Below are 19,076 nucleotides of genomic sequence, written 5' to 3' on the forward strand. Positions count from 1 at the left end.
TAAAATCCAAACTAAGTTGATGATAATTTACTAAACTCAGAACCAACTAACTCAGAAATGAATAATATTTATGTATGACGAAATTACATACTGCAGTAAAATATTTTTTTTGCAGAAATTTAATTTTACACTTAGTAAGATATTTTTTTGCCTGGAGTTCATTTCTAACATGCTTCAGTTCATCCACCGGGATATATTTTTCAAGCAGATAGCTAAACGATGTCAAGTTAGCAACTCTGGAAGATACATCTTTAACTTTAGAAGTGTTAGTTCCATGAACTCTATATGCGCAAACCTGTTGTTCAAGGAACACAACACTTTGTGGATTCTTAAATAAATTCATGAAAAAATCAAAGTCGTCAATTCTTGATTCTTCATCATATTGGTAAGTGTTAAAAAAATCTCGACGGACAAGAATACATGGTCCGGCAATGCACCATTTATTTATAAGCTCTCGCGGTAGATTTTTATTATCTTTAAAATTTTCTGGGTTCCCACCGTGATACCTCATAAAACTCTCGCCGATTTGCTTACTGTTATTGTCAATAACAGTACCATCTCCAAAAACACAAATGACTTCATCTGTAGCAAGTTCCATCATAGCTGCAGAACTTCCTGGATATAGAATATCATCAGAAGCGGATAGTCGAACAAACTTACCTTTGGAGTTATTGTATAACTTGTTAACAGTCTTGGAAATGCCGTGGTTTTCCTGTGTAATCAATCGGACATTGATATCGTTATGATCCCGCATCCACTTGTTAATTACTTCCACCGAATCATCAAGCGAACCATCGTCAATTATTAATATCTCATAACTTAAATTATGAGTGTCGATATCCTTTTTAATTGAATCGAGAGCCTCTACCAAATAAGCGCTATGATTATAGCAAGGCATGGCATAGGTTAAATCAAGCATTATTCCGTCCGTTTTAACGAATGATATATTTTAGCGTAAAGCGTAGAAACAACAAGCAAACGAATTGTACAATTACATATGAAAACAATGCTGAGTCAACACCTAAACCAGTAAAATGTAAAAATATAGTAGTAAGTATATAAAACAAGAAAGCAAAAGACAACTCAAGAGAAATAAACCAACGAGTTGAACCCCGCGCCAGCATAGGATATGAGTAGACCCAATTAAGTAACTTCAAACTATCCCCGATTAATTGGATCGCAAAAAAATTCCTGGCAGGTAAAAACTCAGGTGAATATAGAATCAAAATTATAAAGTCTTTCATCATATAGACACTTAGTGCCATTATAATAGCAAGACCAAACATTAAATTACCGGTTTTTTTCACCTCTACCAATATTTTATTGCTCTCGCCAAGCGATGCGAGTTTAGGTAAATAATAGACACCCAATGCTAGTGTTAGCACACTGAGATATACTTCAGATATTCGCCAAACAGCTTGCCATTGACCTGTAAGGGTCCAGCCTAACTGTTCAACCATTTCGTTACGAATGAGCAATAACGCGCCAGGCAGAGCGATCGCACTGACCACCGCCATGCAAATATATCCTGCAATCCCTTTGAGATTATTTTTATCAACTTTTCCGAAAAAATTAGCGAATTTAAACCAGTTTTGCTTAGTAACAAAAGCAATAGAAATTAGGCCAACCAGGGCATACTGGATACAGACGGAGATAAGTGCTCCGTGTAATTTATAATAGTAAATTAATATAATCATCAACATGCAAGAGAGTAAAGTTGACAACATTCCAACAATTACATATTTTTTATAATTTTTACTACCGTTGATAATTGAATTTATAAGAGTACCAATTGCAGTGAACGGCAGAAAAAAGCTTGCAAGAATAATTATCCATGCATACTCTTCACTTGCAAGAAAATAACGTGCTAAATAATTCGAGAAAAACACCCCCGCCGCAAGTATAATTATATAAAGCCCTATAGCACAACGTACACCCGCTCGCCACCATGGCACACATTTATCAACACCTTCTTCAAAATTTTCAGCCGTATAACGCACAATGCCATTACTTACCGGCGCATTAATTATTCCATTGAAGCTGGTAACGATAGCTTGTACCTGGCCCAAAAGGGCCAGACCTGTGGGTCCACCATAGATAGCCACAAATTTTGTTATAACAAAACCTACGGTCATCCTGAAGAGAGTTAACAAACCTGTCCAAAAAGTAACGCTAAATAGAGCCCGCATTAAATTTACTCTTATACTTTAAATTCATTGATTTTTTGGATGACGTACATCACTTCTTCGTCTGTTAAAACAGGTGATATTGGCAGAGACAAAACCTCCTTATGAAGTCGCTCTGTAACTGGGTAATGAAGATGGTTAAGCTCTGCATAAGCCTGCTGTTTATGCGGTGGAACAGGATAGTGAATCAAGGTTTTGATACCATTTGAAGCCAACCAAGCCTGCAATTGATCTCTATAAATCGTTTTTATAACAAATAAATGCCATACATGAGCGGATGTTTCAGTCTCTAACGGAGTGATTACCAGCGGATTGTTGATATACTTGATGTACATATCTGCGATGCGCCTACGATATTCAGTATCACTATCCAGACGTCTTAATTTTATACTAAGCATAGCAGCTTGCATTGGGTCTAATCTGCTATTCACACCTTGATAAAGGTTTTCGTATTTTTTATGGGAACCATAGTTACATAGCGCTTTAATTGCAGTTGCTAACTCTTTATTATTAGTAACCACAGCGCCAGCATCACCTAACGCACCAAGATTCTTGCCAGGGTAAAAACTAAAACCAGCCGCATGGCCCCAGTTTCCGGCACGCTTACCCATTAACTGGGCGCCGTGCGCCTGTGCGCTATCCTCCAGAACTAATAGTCCATGTTCATCAGCGATACGCATAATTTCTGGCATCGGTGCTATTTGCCCATAAAGGTGGACAGGCAAAATGGCTTTTGTATTATCTGTAATCGCAGACTTTATGCCTTCGGCGGTAATATTAAAAGTATTACCATCTGGTTCAATTAACTTAGGAACTAAATTATTTTCTGTTACTGCAAGAACCGATGCAATATAGGTATTTGCAGGAACTATAACTTCATCACCATTACGTAAGCGACCTTGAAGTTTCCAGGCGCGAAGCACGAGATTAAGTGCATCGAGACCATTAGCAGTAGTAATACAGTATTTCGCACCACAAAAATCAGCAAATTTCCGCTCGAACTCATCAACCTGTTCTCCACCGATATAGCAACCGGAGTCAATGACCTCCTTGCAAACTGAAAGCATCTCATCTGCATCACGTGCATTAATTTTCTGCAAATTCAAAAAATCAACATTCATATTATTTTCCATCTCTTTTTAAGCTAACTGTAATTTTTTGACTAACAAGACAGCCGATATTCTCTTTGAAGTTAATTAATCCTTGATTTGGTTCAGAGTGAACAGTTGACGTCCCTATATCCATTATTTTGAAGCCATTTTCTGCTGCAGAAAGATAGATGCCTTCAGCTAATTTAACAATGGTTGAATCTTTTCTATAATCAGGATGCTCACCCCAATAGAATACATATAATGTTTCGAGATCTAATGTCAAACATATAGCACCAGCCAAAACAATATTATCCCTTGTAAGTAGATAAAAGCTTATCTTTGTATCAACTGCATGATAAAGGGCATCTATTGCATCCCAGGACATTGTCATTGGAAATCCCTGACTTTCCCGATTTAATTTTATGACGTCATAAACACATTTACGTTCATCAAGTGTTGTGGCTTTCTGAAAAAGCGGATTTGTTTTGGTAATACGATTTAGTTCTCTTCTTTTACTACTGCTAAGATTATCGCGAAAATCTTCGTAAGTTGTGATAGGTAAGTGGAAATTAAGATCATAATCAGTGATGTCCCATTTTAGGCGAAAAAGGACATTCTGCACTTTAGTATGCACTTTGCTCTGATAATACTGCGGAGGAAGACGCCAGCTGATTTCATCACTGCCTTCAAGAGATAATATGTATTCTGAAATTGTTTCAAGAAAGAAACTCAATTCAGCCATCGAAATAAATTCATTCGCTTGAAGGGCACCAAAAGCACCCGTTACCGGTGAGCTCCAGTTTGTAGCATTTTGCTCACGGGCAAAAGATTGGATCGCAAGTTGTTTGCCTGTGGAAAGTTCTGTCAGCTCGAATGTTAAAACGTTTTTTTTTTGAACGTTTATTTGATGTTTAATAAACGCGTCACTCGTAAATAAGTTGTTCTGGGCAAAGTCATCAACAAGATTGACAGCATATTTTTCGTTTGATTTTATTTTGTCCACAATTAATCCTTATGAAGCATGTTGGGATCGATCTTCTTAATTAATCGCGCAGGCGTCCCACCAATAAGCGAGTAATCTTCGAATGAGGTAGTGACGTAGCTGTTTGCCGCCACGATACAAAAATTCCCCAACTTCACACCAGGCATAATAATTGTCGAAGCGCCAATCCAGCAATGGTCACCAATTTGAATCTCTGACTTTTCTATAGGATAGAGTTTTTGTAATAACTCACTAGCATTCGGTCCTGAATCCGTCATAATATTTACGTTTTGCGCAATACTAACATGGCATCCAATTGTCAACTTTGCGCTATAGCCATTTAATATAGAGTTCATGCCCACGTATGTATCATGGCCTATAGTAAGTAGGTTCTCTTTAGACCCAAAAACAGAGCAACGTTTGGCTATTTTAACATTTTCTCTGAGACAGACATTATTGATGCTTGTAGAAGGGTCAACGATAGCACTTTCCGCTATAATAATGTTTTCTAATCTCATTACTCGCCCCGCTTAATAAACTCGCCATACACGAAAACAAAATAATCGAGATCCGTTTTATGCAATTTATCATGCAGCGGAATGAAAAAACTTTGTTCACCGTAAAAGACACTACACTCTATACCATTGCTTTGCATGTAAGCTTTCAAAGCAACAAGGTTTACATCTGCGGGAGGGCAAAACATGAACACGGACGGTGTCTCTGTTTCACTGAATGTAAACCGTGGAGAGCAATTATAATTTGAAAATTTATTAATCAAATAATAATAGTTTTCCCATCTTTTTTTAGCGTATTGATCAATAAATCCGATATGTTCAGAGACAACTCGCTTTATGTAATCTTCTTGCGGAGCTGAAATTGCAGAATGAATCGTTAAAGCATTCCGGCTAAGAAGGATGCCGCCGTATTGAATCGGGAAATATTTTGGAAAACTGTAGATAACAAAGTCGCTTTTTCCAGCACTTTTAGCAGTTGAGTTAAACGAGTGGGCAAAATCTTCTATCACAGGAATTCCTAGCTGATAGAGTTTATCCATCTGGTTAAATACTGTACCAAACTCATGCACTACTAATACTGCTTTTGTATTTTCGGTGACCTCGCGATTCCATTTGCACACAGATTCTATAGCTTTGGTTACACAGCCACTAACATACATATTACCGGTGGTTGTCAGGATTGTGACAAAATCATTCTCTGAAAGATTTAAGTTTTTTAGCGCAAGCGTAATACCATTCCGTGCCTTTAATAAATAATTTTGATGATAATTTGGATGCCTGTTATTAAAAAATCCCGCATCTTCAGTTGGTGATGGCAGAGTGCTATTCAATGAAATAGAAGCGGTACTGAAAGGACTTATCCTGTAAGAAGGCTTCATGAATTCATCATCTGTTAAAATCCAGTTACACGATACAGTCATTAAATCCCCCCCGATACTGACTCCACAAAATCATCGTAGTTACGTATATAATCACTTTCATCGTAAAGTTCGTTCGCCAATACCATAAGCACGCAGTCTGCTGAAAAATCCACCATCTCACGCCAAATGAAAGATTCAATAACGAGTCCCTGCGCTGGGTTATCGAGCAGAAGGTTAACACGCTCTCTACCATCATCGAGAATAAACCTGCAGGATCCGCGCACCGCAATAGCAACCTGTTTAAGATTTCTGTGCGCATGAAAACCGCGCTTAACTCCCTTACCGGTATTGAATAAATAGTAAACACGCTTGATTTCAAAAGGAATATTATTGCCATACTCGAGTGCTACCAAAGATCCCCTTTCATCTCCATGGGTTTGTAGAGGTATCAATTTAATATCCACTATGATTCTCCAGTAGTTCCTGCATTACAGGCGCAATTTTGTCTTTATCGGATAATAAGGGCTGCTCAACATGCCAATCAATTGATAGCGCCGGGTCGTTCCACAAAATAGTGCGTTCAGCTTTCGGGTTGTAATAATCAGTTGTTTTATATAAGAAAACGGCAGAATCGCTAAGCGTCGCAAAACCATGCGCAAAACCTTCCGGTATCCATAATTGTTTGCAATTTTCTGCTGACAGATGCGCACCTACCCATTTTCCAAACGTTGGCGACCCTTTACGTATGTCGACCGCTACATCATAAACCTCACCTATAACACAGCGGACTAATTTACCCTGTGCAGAAGGATCAGCCTGGAAATGTAAGCCACGGATCACACCTTTTTTAGACTTTGATTGGTTATCTTGCACAAATTTTATGGGGTAGCCAACGGCCTCTTCGAATTTGGCATGGTTGAAGCTTTCATAAAAATAGCCCCGTTCATCGTTGAATAAATGTGGTTCGAAGAGTAACACATCAGGTATTTCAGTTACTGTTACAAGCATTTTAATTCCGATATAGTGAGTTTGATAACGCTAGAGAAAGCAGTTAATTTTTTGCTGCCCTATTTCTCAATAGCAATGCATCAAGATAGAATATCACATATTTCATCAGACGGTTTAAAACCTGTTTGAGCATTGATAAGAATTTCTCGGATTTTTACATGATCGTAATTCAAGCAAGCTTTTTTTATTTCTTGCAAATAGTTTTTCAATTGTTCAGGGTCGAGCATTATTTCGTTAGCGGTAAGAATACGTGGATGTTGTGTTTTCTCAACATTCTCTCCAATTAATAACTCCTCAAACAACTTTTCACCGGGACGCAATCCAGTAATTTTAATGGCAATATCACCGCTTCCCGTTTCCTCATCTTTTACACGTAAACCGCTTAGTGAAACCATCCGATGAGCCAAGTCGATAATTCTCACAGGTTCCCCCATATCCAGCACAAATACATCCCCGCCTTTACCCATTGCACCAGCCTGAATTACCAATTGAGCCGCTTCAGGTATTGTCATGAAATAGCGTATTATATCCTGATGCGTTAAGGTAATCGGTCCACCGCCCTCAATTTGTTTTTCAAAAAGCGGTACGACTGAGCCCGAAGACCCTAGTACGTTACCGAAGCGTACCATACAAAAACATGTCGACTTTTGCTGTGCTGACAGAGATTGTAAGACTAACTCAGCCATTCTTTTAGTTGCGCCCATTGTATTTGTTGGACGCACAGCTTTATCTGTAGAGATAAGTACAAATTTTTGCACTCCACTGTTTATTGCAGCCTGAGCACAATTAAGCGTACCGAAAACGTTATTCATTACGCCATCAACAACGTTATATTCGACCAGAGGAACATGTTTGTATGCTGCAGCATGATAAACTGTTTCGATTTTAAAGCGAGTCATTACTCGTTCGAGATGGTGCTGATCTTGTACATTGCCCAGTATCGGAATTAATTTTATATCTTGGTGCGATTGTTTAATTAGACAGCTCAATTCGCGTTCTACAGCATAAAGAGAAAATTCAGATATTTCATATAGAACAAGCTTACGAGGGCCATTAGTTAAAATCTGCCGACACAACTCCGACCCAATTGATCCACCCGCTCCCGTTACCAGGACAGCTCTATCCTTAATATTCTTCGATATCAACTGAGGTAACGGCGCAACCGGATCCCGGCCTAGCAAATCTGAAATCGATACTTTTTTGATAGTATCGATTGTCGCTTTTCCTTCTACCAGATCTACCATACCAGGGATAGAAAGGACCTCACAAGGCAGCCCCTCCAGCATAGCGATTACTTCCCTTTTGCGTTCTCGGCTAGCACTAGGCATGGCTAAAAGTATTTTTTTTACGTCATACTTCTCAACTAACCATTTCAGTTTTTGAGGGCCATAAACTGTCACACCATGAATAATTGTATTTTGTAGCTTTTCATTCTCATCAACAAATGCTACCGGATAATATTCAGCCGCCTGGCTTAGCGCCGGAAGTAGTTGACGACCTGAGGCGCCGGCGCCATAAATAATCACCTTAATCCCTAAATTCATTCCTCTATTCAGTAACATGCGCAAAAGTAGGCGTGAGCCTGCTACTAATAAAAGTCCAACTGCAAAATAAATTCCAGGAATAGTGCGTGGTAAGTAAATATTAGTAAAGAAAGCTAACATGACCAATAAAGTGGCGGAAAAAGCCATTCCCGCAGCCACAGCTACCAATACTTTTGCACTCAAATAACGCAGTACTGCGCGATATAAACCAAGCTTAATAAAAACAAGTAACGTCAGGAGAGTATTGAAGGCAACCAGATACCAATGATTCAGGCTACCAATAGGCATCAATGCATCGATTCTCAGCCAAAATGCAAGCCAAAAAGCAAACACCAAAAGAAAGATATCAATCGAAAGTGAAATAATTCTTTTATATGACCTTGGTAATGAAACAAACCAGATTAACATGATTTTCCTGATAGTTTGAGCACGATTTGATTACCTGGCTGGATTTATTGTCACACATCCAGTCGTGACCTTAAAATAAATTGCTACATTTATTTCATCATCTTTTTCAACATCGCAATTTATCTTTAATGCCGGCCCCACTAGCTATCGCTACGATAATCAAAGGCATCCATGCGATGGCAAGGGCAGCGATACCATTAAGGCGTGAATTTGCCGCCGCGATAGAAAGGGGCATGAGCCAGACTATATTAATGATTATCACCCCCGTTGTGACTTTGGCATGGGATTGATAACGTCGAGACAAAATTTGGTAACAATGGCTTGCATGTGCTTCGAAGGGCTTTTGACCACGAACTACCCGGCGCAACAGCGTCACAGTTGCATCGACAATAAATACACTCAAAAGAATCATTTCCGAGAAGAACAAGCGGTAATCCGCATGACTCGCTATCAATACCGTTAACCCGATGATAATTCCTAGAAAACCGCTTCCAGCATCACCCATAAAAATGCGTGCAATCGGGAAGTTCCAAAGCAGAAAACCAAGGCTCGCACCAGCTAAAATGGAAAGGCACAGCGAAAGGTCCGTTGTGAGTAACTCGGGATGGGTAAATCCGATTACGGCCAGGCTTAATAAGCCGAACAAAACAGCTTCGCTGCCTGCAATACCGTTTATGCCATCCATAAAATTATAGAGATTTAGCATCCAGACAAGAAATAACAGGCCAAAGATAGTTCCAAATACAGGAAAATCCAGGCTATACCCTGCTATTACTAACTTTGGAAAGCCGCCAATAATATAGAGTCCTAACCCGGCTGCGATGAAATGAAACAACAGACGGAGCTTCGCATCTATATGCCCATGATCGTCCAGGAAACCAATTACCGCGGTAATAAAGCCCGGAACCACAAGCGCTAACATCGTATCAATTTTTATTAGCTGTAAAAAATATCCAATTACAACAAGGGAGGCGAATGTCAGGACAATGGATACGCCTCCACCTCGTGGTGTCGGGATGGAGTGGGAACTTCGATGAACAGGAATATCGAGTACATTATGGCGAATGGCATAAATTCTCAATACCCAAGTTAAACTGCCAGCAGCTATAAAAGACACTACTAACATGATGAAAAATAACATTATCTATTGCCCTCATGAAACGCTTTGCCCGTAGCAAACAAAGTATCCTGGATAGTAACTACAGGTTTCCACTTCATGAGTGCTCTTGATTTAGTTGAATCAATGCTAAATGAAGAGAAAAGTTGTTCGTACATTTTTTTTCTTCCGATTGAAGTCAATAACAACTTAAGAAGGAAAGACGGAAAGAAAAATAATCTGGCTTTTTTACCCATACCGGCGCTCATTAATTTGGTAATGTCTTCAATAGATAATTCTTCTTCATCTGAGAAAACAAAGACCTCGTCTTTCGCTTCAGGCTGATTAACGCAGTGAATAATAAAATCACAAACATTATCTAATGAAGCCATACTTCTTAAATTATTTACCTTTTTGAAAGGTAACGGTAAACCGCTTCCTACAAGTTTCAGTAGCCTGTTAATATTGCCCGGTGCTCCAGGACCACATATCAACGCAGGACGAATAATAGTTACCGCCATTTGCGTGTTTCTGTATTTTTCAAGCAACCTTCTCTCAGCATTAAACTTTGAGATAGCGTAAGGAGATGTTGGGTTAGGTACGGATTTTTCACTAATAGCATTCTGGTGCATGCTCTCGCCATTCACACCTATTGAACTAATAAAAATAAAATGCTTCACACCCGCTGCAAAGGCATCTTCTGCCAATTTAATGGTAGCTTCGCAGTTTATTTTGTTAAAGGCTGCAGCAATATCTTTTTCATTATCATTTAGGATATGAGCTCGTCCCGCCGCATGAATCACGGCATCGCAACCAAATACGATCTCCTGCCAATCGGTATCCCCATCGATATCACCCGTAGCAAATATATTTCGTGATGCATTGCCGGCACGTGAACTACCTATTACATCGAATGACTTATCTAATAACATCTCAGAAAGTCTTGAACCTAAAAAACCTGTGATTCCGGTTACCAGTATTTTCATCATAGATTATTTATTGATAGTCATTGTTCAGTTCAAATGGGAGATCTTAAAAAGAGCGGTATTATGCTTGTACTTTTATTAGCTAACTTTACCAATCATCTTCAGCAAATACTTCCCATAGTTGTTTTTTGCCAGCGGCTTGGCCAATATTTCGATTTGGCTGGCATCAATAAACCCTTTACGGTAAGCAATCTCCTCCGGGCACGAAACTTTCAGGCCCTGACGCTCTTCTATCGTTTGAATAAAGTTACTCGCTTCAATCAGGCTTTGATGCGTTCCCGTATCCAGCCATGCGTAACCACGGCCCATCATTGCGACGGACAGACGCCCCTGCTCCATGTAAATACGGTTGATATCGGTAATTTCCAGTTCGCCACGCGCTGACGGCTTCAGGTTTTTAGCCATCGCCACCACATCGTTATCATAGAAATAGAGTCCGGTGACGGCATAATTACTTTTCGGTTGCAGCGGTTTCTCTTCAAGACTGACGGCGGTACCTTCGCTATCAAACTCCACTACGCCATAGCGTTCAGGGTCATTTACGTGGTAGGCAAATACCGTCGCACCGCTTTCCTGGCTAATCGCCGTTTCCATCAGTTTCGGTAAGTCGTGGCCGTAGAAAATATTATCGCCCAGCACCAGTGCGCAAGGGTCATTACCAATAAACTCTTCGCCAAGAATAAACGCCTGCGCCAGTCCGTCCGGGCTCGGCTGCACTTTATAATGCAGGTTCAAACCCCATTGGCTTCCATCGCCGAGCAGCTGCTCGAAACGCGGCAGATCTTGCGGAGTACTTATGATAAGAATATCGCGAATCCCCGCCAGCATCAGCGTAGAAAGCGGGTAATAAATCATCGGTTTATCATAAATCGGTAACAGCTGTTTGCTCACCGCCATGGTGACCGGATATAAACGGGTTCCCGAGCCACCCGCCAGAATAATTCCTTTACGTCTATTCATTTCATCATCCTGCGCTAATGCCTGCATACAGACATTTTAAAGATTAATTAAACGTTGCGGTAAACATCTCAGCCAGCATCCGTTTTACGCCCTGCTCCCATGGAGGCAGCAGCAGATCGAATTCACGCTGAAATTTTTCTGTATTGAGACGTGAATTGTTCGGACGTTTCGCCGGTGTCGGATAGGCTTCCGTGGCAATTGGGTTGGCTTTCTTCAACGCCAGCGGTAAACCCGCTTTTCGCGCTTCATCAAATACCAGTTCTGCAAATGCATGCCAGGTGGTGGTTCCGGAGGCAACCAGATGGTAAAGACCGGCAACGTCGGGTTTATTCAGCGCGGTACGGATGGCATGGGCGGTACAGTCTGCCAGCAATTCCGCCCCCGTTGGCGCGCCATACTGATCGGCAATAATAGACAGCTCTTCGCGGTCTTTCGCCAATTTGAGCATCGTTTTGGCAAAATTATTGCCTTTACCGGCGTAAACCCAACTGGTACGGAAGATCAGATGCTGCGGGCAATGCTGCTGAACCGCTCTCTCCCCCGCCAGCTTCGTTTCCCCATACACATTCAGCGGTGCCGGTTCATCGGTTTCGCTCCACGGTTTTTCACCGGTGCCGGGAAAGACGTAATCCGTCGAGTAATGCACCAGCCAGCCGCCAATCGCACCGACTTCACGCGCTATCGCCTCGACGCTGGTCGCGTTCAACAGTTGTGCAAAATCACGCTCGGATTCCGCTTTATCAACCGCGGTATGCGCCGCCGCATTGACCACGAAATCCGGGCGCAGGCGGCGCACGGTTTCGGCCACGTCCTGCGGCTTACTGAAATCGCCGCAATATTCTGTCGAATGAACATCAAGCGCAACGACATTACCCAGAGGCGCCAGCGCACGCTGTAGCTCCCAGCCAACCTGCCCTGTCTTGCCGAATAATAAAATATTCATAATTAACGCTTCTCGTAGTTCTGCTCAATCCAGGTCTTGTAAGCGCCGCTTTTCACATTCTCAACCCAACGCTGGTTATCCAGATACCACTGCACGGTTTTGCGGATGCCGGATTCAAAGGTTTCCTGCGGCTTCCAGCCAAGTTCGCGGCTGATTTTGTCCGCATCGATAGCATAACGACGATCGTGACCGGGGCGATCCGTGACATAAGTGATCTGGTCACGGTAAGAACCCTCTTTCGGCACAATTTCATCGAGCAAATCACAGATGGTATGCACTACGTCGAGGTTCTGCTTTTCGTTATGGCCGCCGATGTTGTAGGTTTCACCCGCAGTGCCCTGGGTGACAACGGTATAAAGCGCACGGGCATGATCTTCAACATATAGCCAGTCGCGGATCTGATCGCCTTTGCCATAAATAGGCAGCGGTTTGCCTTCAAGGGCATTAAGAATAACCAGCGGGATCAGTTTTTCCGGGAAGTGGTAAGGGCCGTAATTATTGGAACAGTTGGTAACAATGGTCGGCATACCGTAAGTACGCAACCAGGCGCGAACAAGGTGATCGCTGGAAGCTTTTGAAGCGGAATAGGGGCTGCTTGGCGCATAGGCCGTTTTTTCAGTAAACAGTGGTAACGGCTGACCTTGCGGCTGCTCATCGGGATGAGGCAGATCGCCATAGACTTCATCCGTCGAAATATGATGAAAACGGAAGCTGTTCTTTTGTGCCTCTGCAAGCATTGACCAATAGGCGCGTACTGCTTCAAGCAAAACGTAGGTGCCGACGATATTGGTTTCAATAAAGGCGGCAGGCCCGGTGATTGAACGATCGACATGGCTTTCCGCCGCCAGATGCATCACCGCATCCGGCTGGTGTTCGCTGAGGATCCGGGCCATTTCTGCCGCATTGCAGATGTCCGCATGCTCGAAAAAATAACGCTCGCTATCTGCAACGTCAATAAGCGACTCAAGATTGCCTGCGTAGGTTAATTTATCAACGTTAACCACTGAATCTTGTGTGTTATTAATGATATGACGAACTACTGCAGAGCCAATAAAGCCTGCACCACCGGTAACCAATATTTTCACGAGAATAATCCATACTTGCTATATCATGTTTCAACAAATGAGCGGGCGAGAGAATACACGGACAAAATTTGGCCACGCTACCGCCCCAGGCTCATCAGCTACCCGTAAACTGTTTGCGATAATCAACGCCTTCAAGCTACCGTTAATCTCTTATGTTAACGTTATTATTACTTACCTTTCGGCATAAAATTCCCGACGGCTATTCTCCGCTGAAATAGATCGGGAAACAAGGAAAAACCTTGTTACTAATTGCGCATTTTTCATGCTGAACTGCCTGTTTTAACTATTGATTTTCGGACTAAAACAAAAAAGGGCAGTAAGAATAACCAGAGACACTTACACCTCTGAGGAATCCTTTTCTGCCCCTGCAACAGCTTAATAAATTAGCTGAAACGCTTAACCTTTTACTGCGTCAGTAACTTCTTGATACTTTCGCGGAATTTCTGCCCTTCTTTGAGGTTACGCAGACCATAGTTAACAAACGCCTGCATATAGCCCATTTTCTTACCGCAATCGTAACTTTCACCGGTCATCAGCATCGCGTCAACGGACTGTTTTTCTGCCAGTTCGGCGATGGCGTCGGTCAGCTGAATACGGCCCCAGGCGCCCGGCTCGGTTTTTTCCAGCTCAGCCCAGATATCCGCAGAGAGCACATAGCGCCCTACCGCCATCAGATCGGAGTCCAGCGTCTGCGGCTGATCCGGCTTCTCAATAAACTGCACGATGCGGCTCACTTTGCCTTCAGAATCCAGCGGCTCTTTGGTCTGGATAACGGAATATTCAGAGAGATCGCCCTTCATGCGTTTCGCCAGCACCTGGCTGCGGCCGGTTTCGGTAAAACGTGCAACCATAGCGGCCAAGTTGTAACGCAGCGGATCGGCGGTCGCCGTATCCAATACGATATCCGGCAGGACCACGACAAACGGGTTATCGCCGACAATCGGACGCGCACACAAAATCGAATGGCCCAGGCCCAGCGGCTGCGCCTGACGCACGTTCATAATGGTTACGCCCGGCGGGCAAATGGACTGCACTTCCGCCAGCAACTGGCGCTTAACACGCTGTTCAAGCAGCGCTTCAAGCTCGTAAGAGGTGTCGAAGTGGTTCTCAACGGCGTTTTTCGACGAGTGAGTCACCAGAACGATTTCTTTGATCCCTGCAGCAACCACTTCATCGACAATGTATTGAATCATCGGCTTGTCGACGATCGGTAGCATCTCTTTTGGAATCGCTTTTGTAGCGGGAAGCATGTGCATCCCAAGGCCGGCTACCGGAATAACTGCTTTCAAATTAACCATTATTTCTTCCACCTATAATAATTTGATAAATTATAAACCTTTAACCTGTTTTCGCCAGTACGTTTGCAGCGAGGAAAGTGAAAGATATTACGCCTGATTGAGCGACAAGGCAGTAGTTGTAATCCTAAGCCAGCGGCCAAATCACCAGGATTTATCGTAAAAGCCCTTTTTAAGCCCTAATTAGCGCTTCGCTGGTAAACGGAAATTCAAATTATCGACATTCACAACATGCTGATCGACGCGATCGATATCCACCGAACTTTGCCCATTTTCATTAACCGCATGAATATTCGCCAGCGACAACAACGTATCTTCCTTGGCCATAAAACGTCCGCGCACATCTTTGCGTAAATCGAAATTAAGCTTCAGCGCTGGCCCGCTCGCGGCGTTCTGCGTGATGTTGATATTGCGTAAGAAGAGGTGTTGCGGCTTGTTGTGCAGCGTGAGCGTTGCCTGCTGCATTTTCACGTTGGTAATGGCGACAAACGACGTGGCGTTGCCGGAGGAGATCTGGATCCCGCGCAGCTTATATTTACTGCTGCTATTATCCTGCTGAATATCGTTGAGTTTGAAATTTTGCGGGATGGACAAATAATCGCCTTTAATCACCCCGTAGCCAATCAGCATACCGGCGCTGTTGACCATGCTGACATTATCAATCACGAAATTATCACAGCCGTAAATGGCCACCGTTGCATTATCAATCCCGGCCTTTTTACTGAAATCGGGGGTGATATTGGTGGCTTTCACATTACGAATAATAAAGTGTTTACCGTTTTCCACATGCACTAACTGGCGGCAGTTACTGCCGGTAATATTCGCCACAACGAAGTTCTTCACCGCCTGATCTTCCGGGTAGGTATTATCATAGGTGCTGCCCGCCAGCCCAATGCCAATCCCCCAGTTAATCTTGCCGTTGGTGCAATTGATATTATCAATCACATGATCGGAAATGAGGATGTTACGGTCGTTGATCGCCACGTTCCATTCGATAGCATCGCCCTGCAAATCACTAAAGCGGCCGTTGGTGATGCGTACGCCGTCCAGCTGATTGTGGAAGCCCTGACGCAAAATGCCGTAGTTGGCTTTGCTGACGGTAATGTTATCGATCTCGAGATTGCGCATGGTGCGCGACTCTTTGCCGCCAATATAAATCTGCATCACCGGGCCAAAGCCGCTCATATTCACGCCCTTGATGCTACAGTCCGAACCGCGCACATCAAGAGTGATGTTATAGAGACTACCGCCCTTTTCACCCAACACCCGGCTACCGTCCTGCAATACAAAGCGCCCGCGTCCATTGCCTTTTAACGCGCCGCGCACGATCAGCGTTTTGCCAGCAGGAATAAAAATGCCGGTATTAATGTTGTCGCACACGACGCCAGCAGGCACCTCAACGGTTTGCCCTTCGGCGAACGCCTGTTTAAAGGCGGCTGGCCAGTCGTTACGGTTGTAATTGTTAATAGAGACGGTACCATTGCCCCCCAGCGCGCGCGCGGCGGGAGAGTGCAGCAAAGGCAGCGCCGCCACTGCGGAACCGGCGGCCAGAAAAGCGCGGCGTGATAGCGCATTTACCCTGTTCTTCACAGTCATAAAACCCCTGTTAAAGCGTCTGCAACAAACTGGCAAGCTGCTGATTAATGATTTTCTGATTGAAGTCGTGTTCCACTTTTTCCCGTGCCCGAGTGACGACCGGGAGCAAATCAGTGCTTTCAAGCTCACAGAATGAGGCAAGGCGCTGCGCCAGCGCGTCGGCATCGTTTTCCGGCACCAGCCAGCCGGAGTGCCCGGCATCGATCAGCTCAGGAATGCCGCTGTGTACGGTCGAAACCACCGGAATACCTACCGCCATCGCTTCCATCAAGGCCACCGGGATGCCTTCCATATCCCCGTCGGCACCGGTAATCGACGGCAGTAAAAAGACGTCGGCCTCATCAAGCATCGCTTTGACTTCATGGCTGGGTTTGAAACCCGGCATTTCAATAACGTCTTCCAGCTGGAATTGCTCGATCAGGGTACGCAAGCGGCGCTCCCACGGGCCAATTCCGAGAATACGGTATTTGAAATTAACCCCGCGCGCTTTCAGTAAACGGCAGGCTTCAATGGCGACGTGCAGCCCTTTCTTCTCCGTGAGGCGCGCCACCGAGATAATTTGCAGCGGCGTGCCTGGGTTTTTCACGGCGCGCAGGTTAAAGCGCGCCATATCAACGCCCATACGCGAAACCGCGATTTTATTTTCCGGGCAGCCCATATTTTTCAAACGACCGGCCCATAGATCACTGATCGGTAGCATCAGATCGCCGCGCTGGAAAAGCTGGCGGTATTCCGGCGCGTAGTGGTTAAGCACATCGCGATGTGAGATATCAATCCCGTGGAAGACGGTGGCGATTTTGCCCTTCAGTACGCCGAGCTCACGCAGTTTCGCCGCCGTGACGCCCGCCGGGCCAAAATGAGCGATAAATACATCGGCGCTGAAAGTGTGCGGCGCAAGACCGCAGATAGCCGGTAGAATGAGATTGCGCGATTCATCACCGTAGCGCGACATATTCATCGCTTTCCAGGTGGCGGATTTCCAGAAACCGCGACCGATTGCCTGCGCGCGATAGCGCAGTTTCGCCATCTTCCCTTGTGGCTCGGCCAGCAGCCAGTGGGTTTTCTCTGCCAGCCGATATTCCGTATACGCCGCATGGGTGTTGCTCATATCGCCCTTATGCAGGGCGACAATCTCAACCTCAAATCCCATATTAATAAAGGCAACAATCTGGTTGAGCACAAAGGTTTCGGACGATAAGGGAAACTTCAGCAAAAAGAAGCTGACTTTCATTTCACCTCCCGCACGCGATCGAGCACGGATTTCACCATCTTCATGCCCTGTTCGCGTTCGGCGGCGACGGCTGTCGCCAGCCGCGCATTAATTGCCGGGAGCTGGCCCAGCGTATCGGCGGCCATCGACGCCAGTGAACCATCAAGCAGATGGCGAATATCCACCGCCATTTCCGGCATGCCAAGCTGCTGCATGATGCCCGCTGATTTGTGTTCATAGTTGATGGCAATCGCCGGTGTGCCGAAGTTCATTGAGATAATCGCTGAATGCAGACGCGTACCGACGGTTAAGTCGCAGGCGCCGAGGATTTTGCCCATCTCCAGGTCGCTCAGCTCGTCCATCACCACATGGTAGCGCGACGGATCGCTAATATACTGGCGCAGGTTAAGGGCGACCATACGGTCATCTTTGTTATAGCTGTCAATGCCGGTACAGGTGGAAAGCGCGATAACCTGATAACCGGCGTCAATAATGCGGTTAACTACTTCGGCAAACGCCTGTTCATAGGCCTGCTGAGTGGTATTAAGACGTTTATCGAAGGGTGCCAGTTCACGCAGCGTAATTGCCACGGTCTTCTGTTGTGCCGCCAGATCCAGCCAGTGCTGTACCGCGTAGCTGGCAACAAAATCGTGCTGGTGATGTTCAACCAGCCAGGCGGTATCCACGCCCTGCTCCACTTTGCTGGTGGTGATATCGCTTTGCTTCATTAAATTCAGGCTGACGGTTTCACGCAGGATCAGCGCATCGCAGTGGCCAAAGACATAATTAGCCAGCTGATTGAACGCCTCATTCTGGAACGGGCCCACGCTGTGACCAATCATATAGATCGGTTTTTTCGCCATAAAAGTGCACAGCGCATGCTCAAACTGCGGTACGCCGTAGAGATCGACAAAGAAAGAGCCACCGACCTGAATAATCGCGTCATAGTCCGCCAGGCGACGCACAAAATCGGTAAAGCCCTGCGCGATAGCGATATTGCGCAGTTTGCCGGTATCCGTCACGCGGGAAAGCAGCACCTGATGCTGGTAACGGCGGCGCAGCACTTTCTTGACGCGCCCCATCAAACCGGCAGCATTATTGTGCTCTTTCATCTGGCTGTAGAGCGGATCGCCCATTACCGGGCGGTTCAGTAACCATGATGAGCTCACCGGGTAGCGGCTCATCACATCAACATCGGCCTCAGGCGCAATCAGGGCAATCGCATCAAGCAAGCCACGTAAAATAGCGCTGTCGCCACGGTTGCCGCATGTGTGATTGCCAAGGATCAATAATTTCATAACGACCTCATAA

18 protein-coding genes are annotated in these 19,076 nt (G+C 44.6%); all 18 read right to left on the reverse strand.

Annotated elements, in window-relative coordinates:
* Window positions 1-46: 46 nt before the first annotated feature.
* The 18 genes from RW65_RS19965 to wcaK all read right to left on the reverse strand — a co-directional run bounded on the left by RW65_RS19965 (window position 47) and on the right by wcaK (window position 19,063).
* Complete coding sequence (locus tag RW65_RS19965) at window positions 47-919, reverse strand: glycosyltransferase (RefSeq protein ID WP_039058579.1); 873 nt, start codon at window positions 917-919, stop codon at window positions 47-49.
* 13 nt (window positions 920-932) lie between these two features.
* Window positions 933-2,189 carry an O-antigen translocase gene (locus RW65_RS19970; protein ID WP_039058580.1) on the reverse strand — a complete coding sequence of 419 codons (1,257 nt, stop codon included), beginning with the start codon at window positions 2,187-2,189 and terminating at the stop codon, window positions 933-935.
* 11 nt (window positions 2,190-2,200) lie between these two features.
* Window positions 2,201-3,307: a DegT/DnrJ/EryC1/StrS family aminotransferase gene (locus RW65_RS19975; RefSeq protein ID WP_039058581.1), complete on the reverse strand. Its 1,107-nt coding sequence runs from the start codon at window positions 3,305-3,307 to the stop codon at window positions 2,201-2,203.
* Between the two features lies 1 nt (window position 3,308).
* Window positions 3,309-4,280, reverse strand: coding sequence for a hypothetical protein (locus tag RW65_RS19980; RefSeq protein ID WP_039058582.1), 972 nt, complete (start codon window positions 4,278-4,280; stop codon window positions 3,309-3,311).
* 2 nt (window positions 4,281-4,282) lie between these two features.
* Complete coding sequence (locus RW65_RS19985) at window positions 4,283-4,777, reverse strand: acyltransferase (RefSeq protein ID WP_039058583.1); 495 nt, start codon at window positions 4,775-4,777, stop codon at window positions 4,283-4,285.
* Window positions 4,777-5,652, reverse strand: a complete 876-nt coding sequence (locus RW65_RS19990) for a DegT/DnrJ/EryC1/StrS family aminotransferase (RefSeq protein ID WP_197058913.1) — start codon at window positions 5,650-5,652, stop codon at window positions 4,777-4,779. The genes RW65_RS19985 and RW65_RS19990 overlap by 1 nt, the downstream gene beginning before the upstream one ends.
* Window positions 5,653-5,693: 41 nt before the next feature.
* On the reverse strand, window positions 5,694-6,098 hold the full coding sequence (locus tag RW65_RS19995; RefSeq protein ID WP_039058585.1) for a sugar 3,4-ketoisomerase: 405 nt from the start codon (window positions 6,096-6,098) through the stop codon (window positions 5,694-5,696).
* Window positions 6,088-6,642, reverse strand: coding sequence for a dTDP-4-dehydrorhamnose 3,5-epimerase (rfbC, locus tag RW65_RS20000; RefSeq protein ID WP_039058586.1), 555 nt, complete (start codon window positions 6,640-6,642; stop codon window positions 6,088-6,090). Before rfbC ends, RW65_RS19995 begins: the two co-directional genes overlap by 11 nt.
* 80 nt (window positions 6,643-6,722) lie before the next feature.
* Window positions 6,723-8,594: a polysaccharide biosynthesis protein gene (locus RW65_RS20005; protein WP_039058587.1), complete on the reverse strand. Its 1,872-nt coding sequence runs from the start codon at window positions 8,592-8,594 to the stop codon at window positions 6,723-6,725.
* A 106-nt stretch (window positions 8,595-8,700) separates the two neighbouring features.
* On the reverse strand, window positions 8,701-9,735 hold the full coding sequence (locus tag RW65_RS20010) for an MraY family glycosyltransferase (RefSeq protein ID WP_039058588.1): 1,035 nt from the start codon (window positions 9,733-9,735) through the stop codon (window positions 8,701-8,703).
* Complete coding sequence (locus tag RW65_RS20015; RefSeq protein ID WP_231564417.1) at window positions 9,735-10,679, reverse strand: NAD-dependent epimerase/dehydratase family protein; 945 nt, start codon at window positions 10,677-10,679, stop codon at window positions 9,735-9,737. Before RW65_RS20015 ends, RW65_RS20010 begins: the two co-directional genes overlap by 1 nt.
* Window positions 10,680-10,754: 75 nt before the next feature.
* Entirely contained in the window at window positions 10,755-11,636 is an 882-nt protein-coding gene (gene rfbA / locus RW65_RS20020) for a glucose-1-phosphate thymidylyltransferase RfbA (protein WP_039058589.1), read from the reverse strand.
* Window positions 11,637-11,679: 43 nt separating this feature from the next.
* Window positions 11,680-12,579 (reverse strand): dTDP-4-dehydrorhamnose reductase, encoded by a 900-nt coding sequence (rfbD, locus tag RW65_RS20025; protein ID WP_039058590.1) that lies wholly within the window; start codon window positions 12,577-12,579, stop codon window positions 11,680-11,682.
* 2 nt (window positions 12,580-12,581) lie between these two features.
* Window positions 12,582-13,664 (reverse strand): dTDP-glucose 4,6-dehydratase, encoded by a 1,083-nt coding sequence (rfbB, locus tag RW65_RS20030; RefSeq protein WP_039058591.1) that lies wholly within the window; start codon window positions 13,662-13,664, stop codon window positions 12,582-12,584.
* A gap of 404 nt (window positions 13,665-14,068) precedes the next feature.
* A complete protein-coding gene (gene galF, locus RW65_RS20035; RefSeq protein WP_039058592.1) occupies window positions 14,069-14,962 on the reverse strand; it encodes a GalU regulator GalF in 894 nt (297 codons plus the stop codon).
* A 180-nt stretch (window positions 14,963-15,142) separates the two neighbouring features.
* Complete coding sequence (gene wcaM, locus RW65_RS20040; protein WP_039058593.1) at window positions 15,143-16,555, reverse strand: colanic acid biosynthesis protein WcaM; 1,413 nt, start codon at window positions 16,553-16,555, stop codon at window positions 15,143-15,145.
* 10 nt (window positions 16,556-16,565) lie between these two features.
* Entirely contained in the window at window positions 16,566-17,786 is a 1,221-nt protein-coding gene (wcaL, locus tag RW65_RS20045; RefSeq protein ID WP_039058594.1) for a colanic acid biosynthesis glycosyltransferase WcaL, read from the reverse strand.
* Window positions 17,783-19,063, reverse strand: a complete 1,281-nt coding sequence (wcaK, locus tag RW65_RS20050; protein WP_039058595.1) for a colanic acid biosynthesis pyruvyl transferase WcaK — start codon at window positions 19,061-19,063, stop codon at window positions 17,783-17,785. The genes wcaL and wcaK overlap by 4 nt, the downstream gene beginning before the upstream one ends.
* Window positions 19,064-19,076: the final 13 nt, after the last annotated feature.

It is taken from the genome of Enterobacter sp. Bisph1 (assembly GCF_000814905.1).
GTDB lineage: Bacteria > Pseudomonadota > Gammaproteobacteria > Enterobacterales > Enterobacteriaceae > Kosakonia.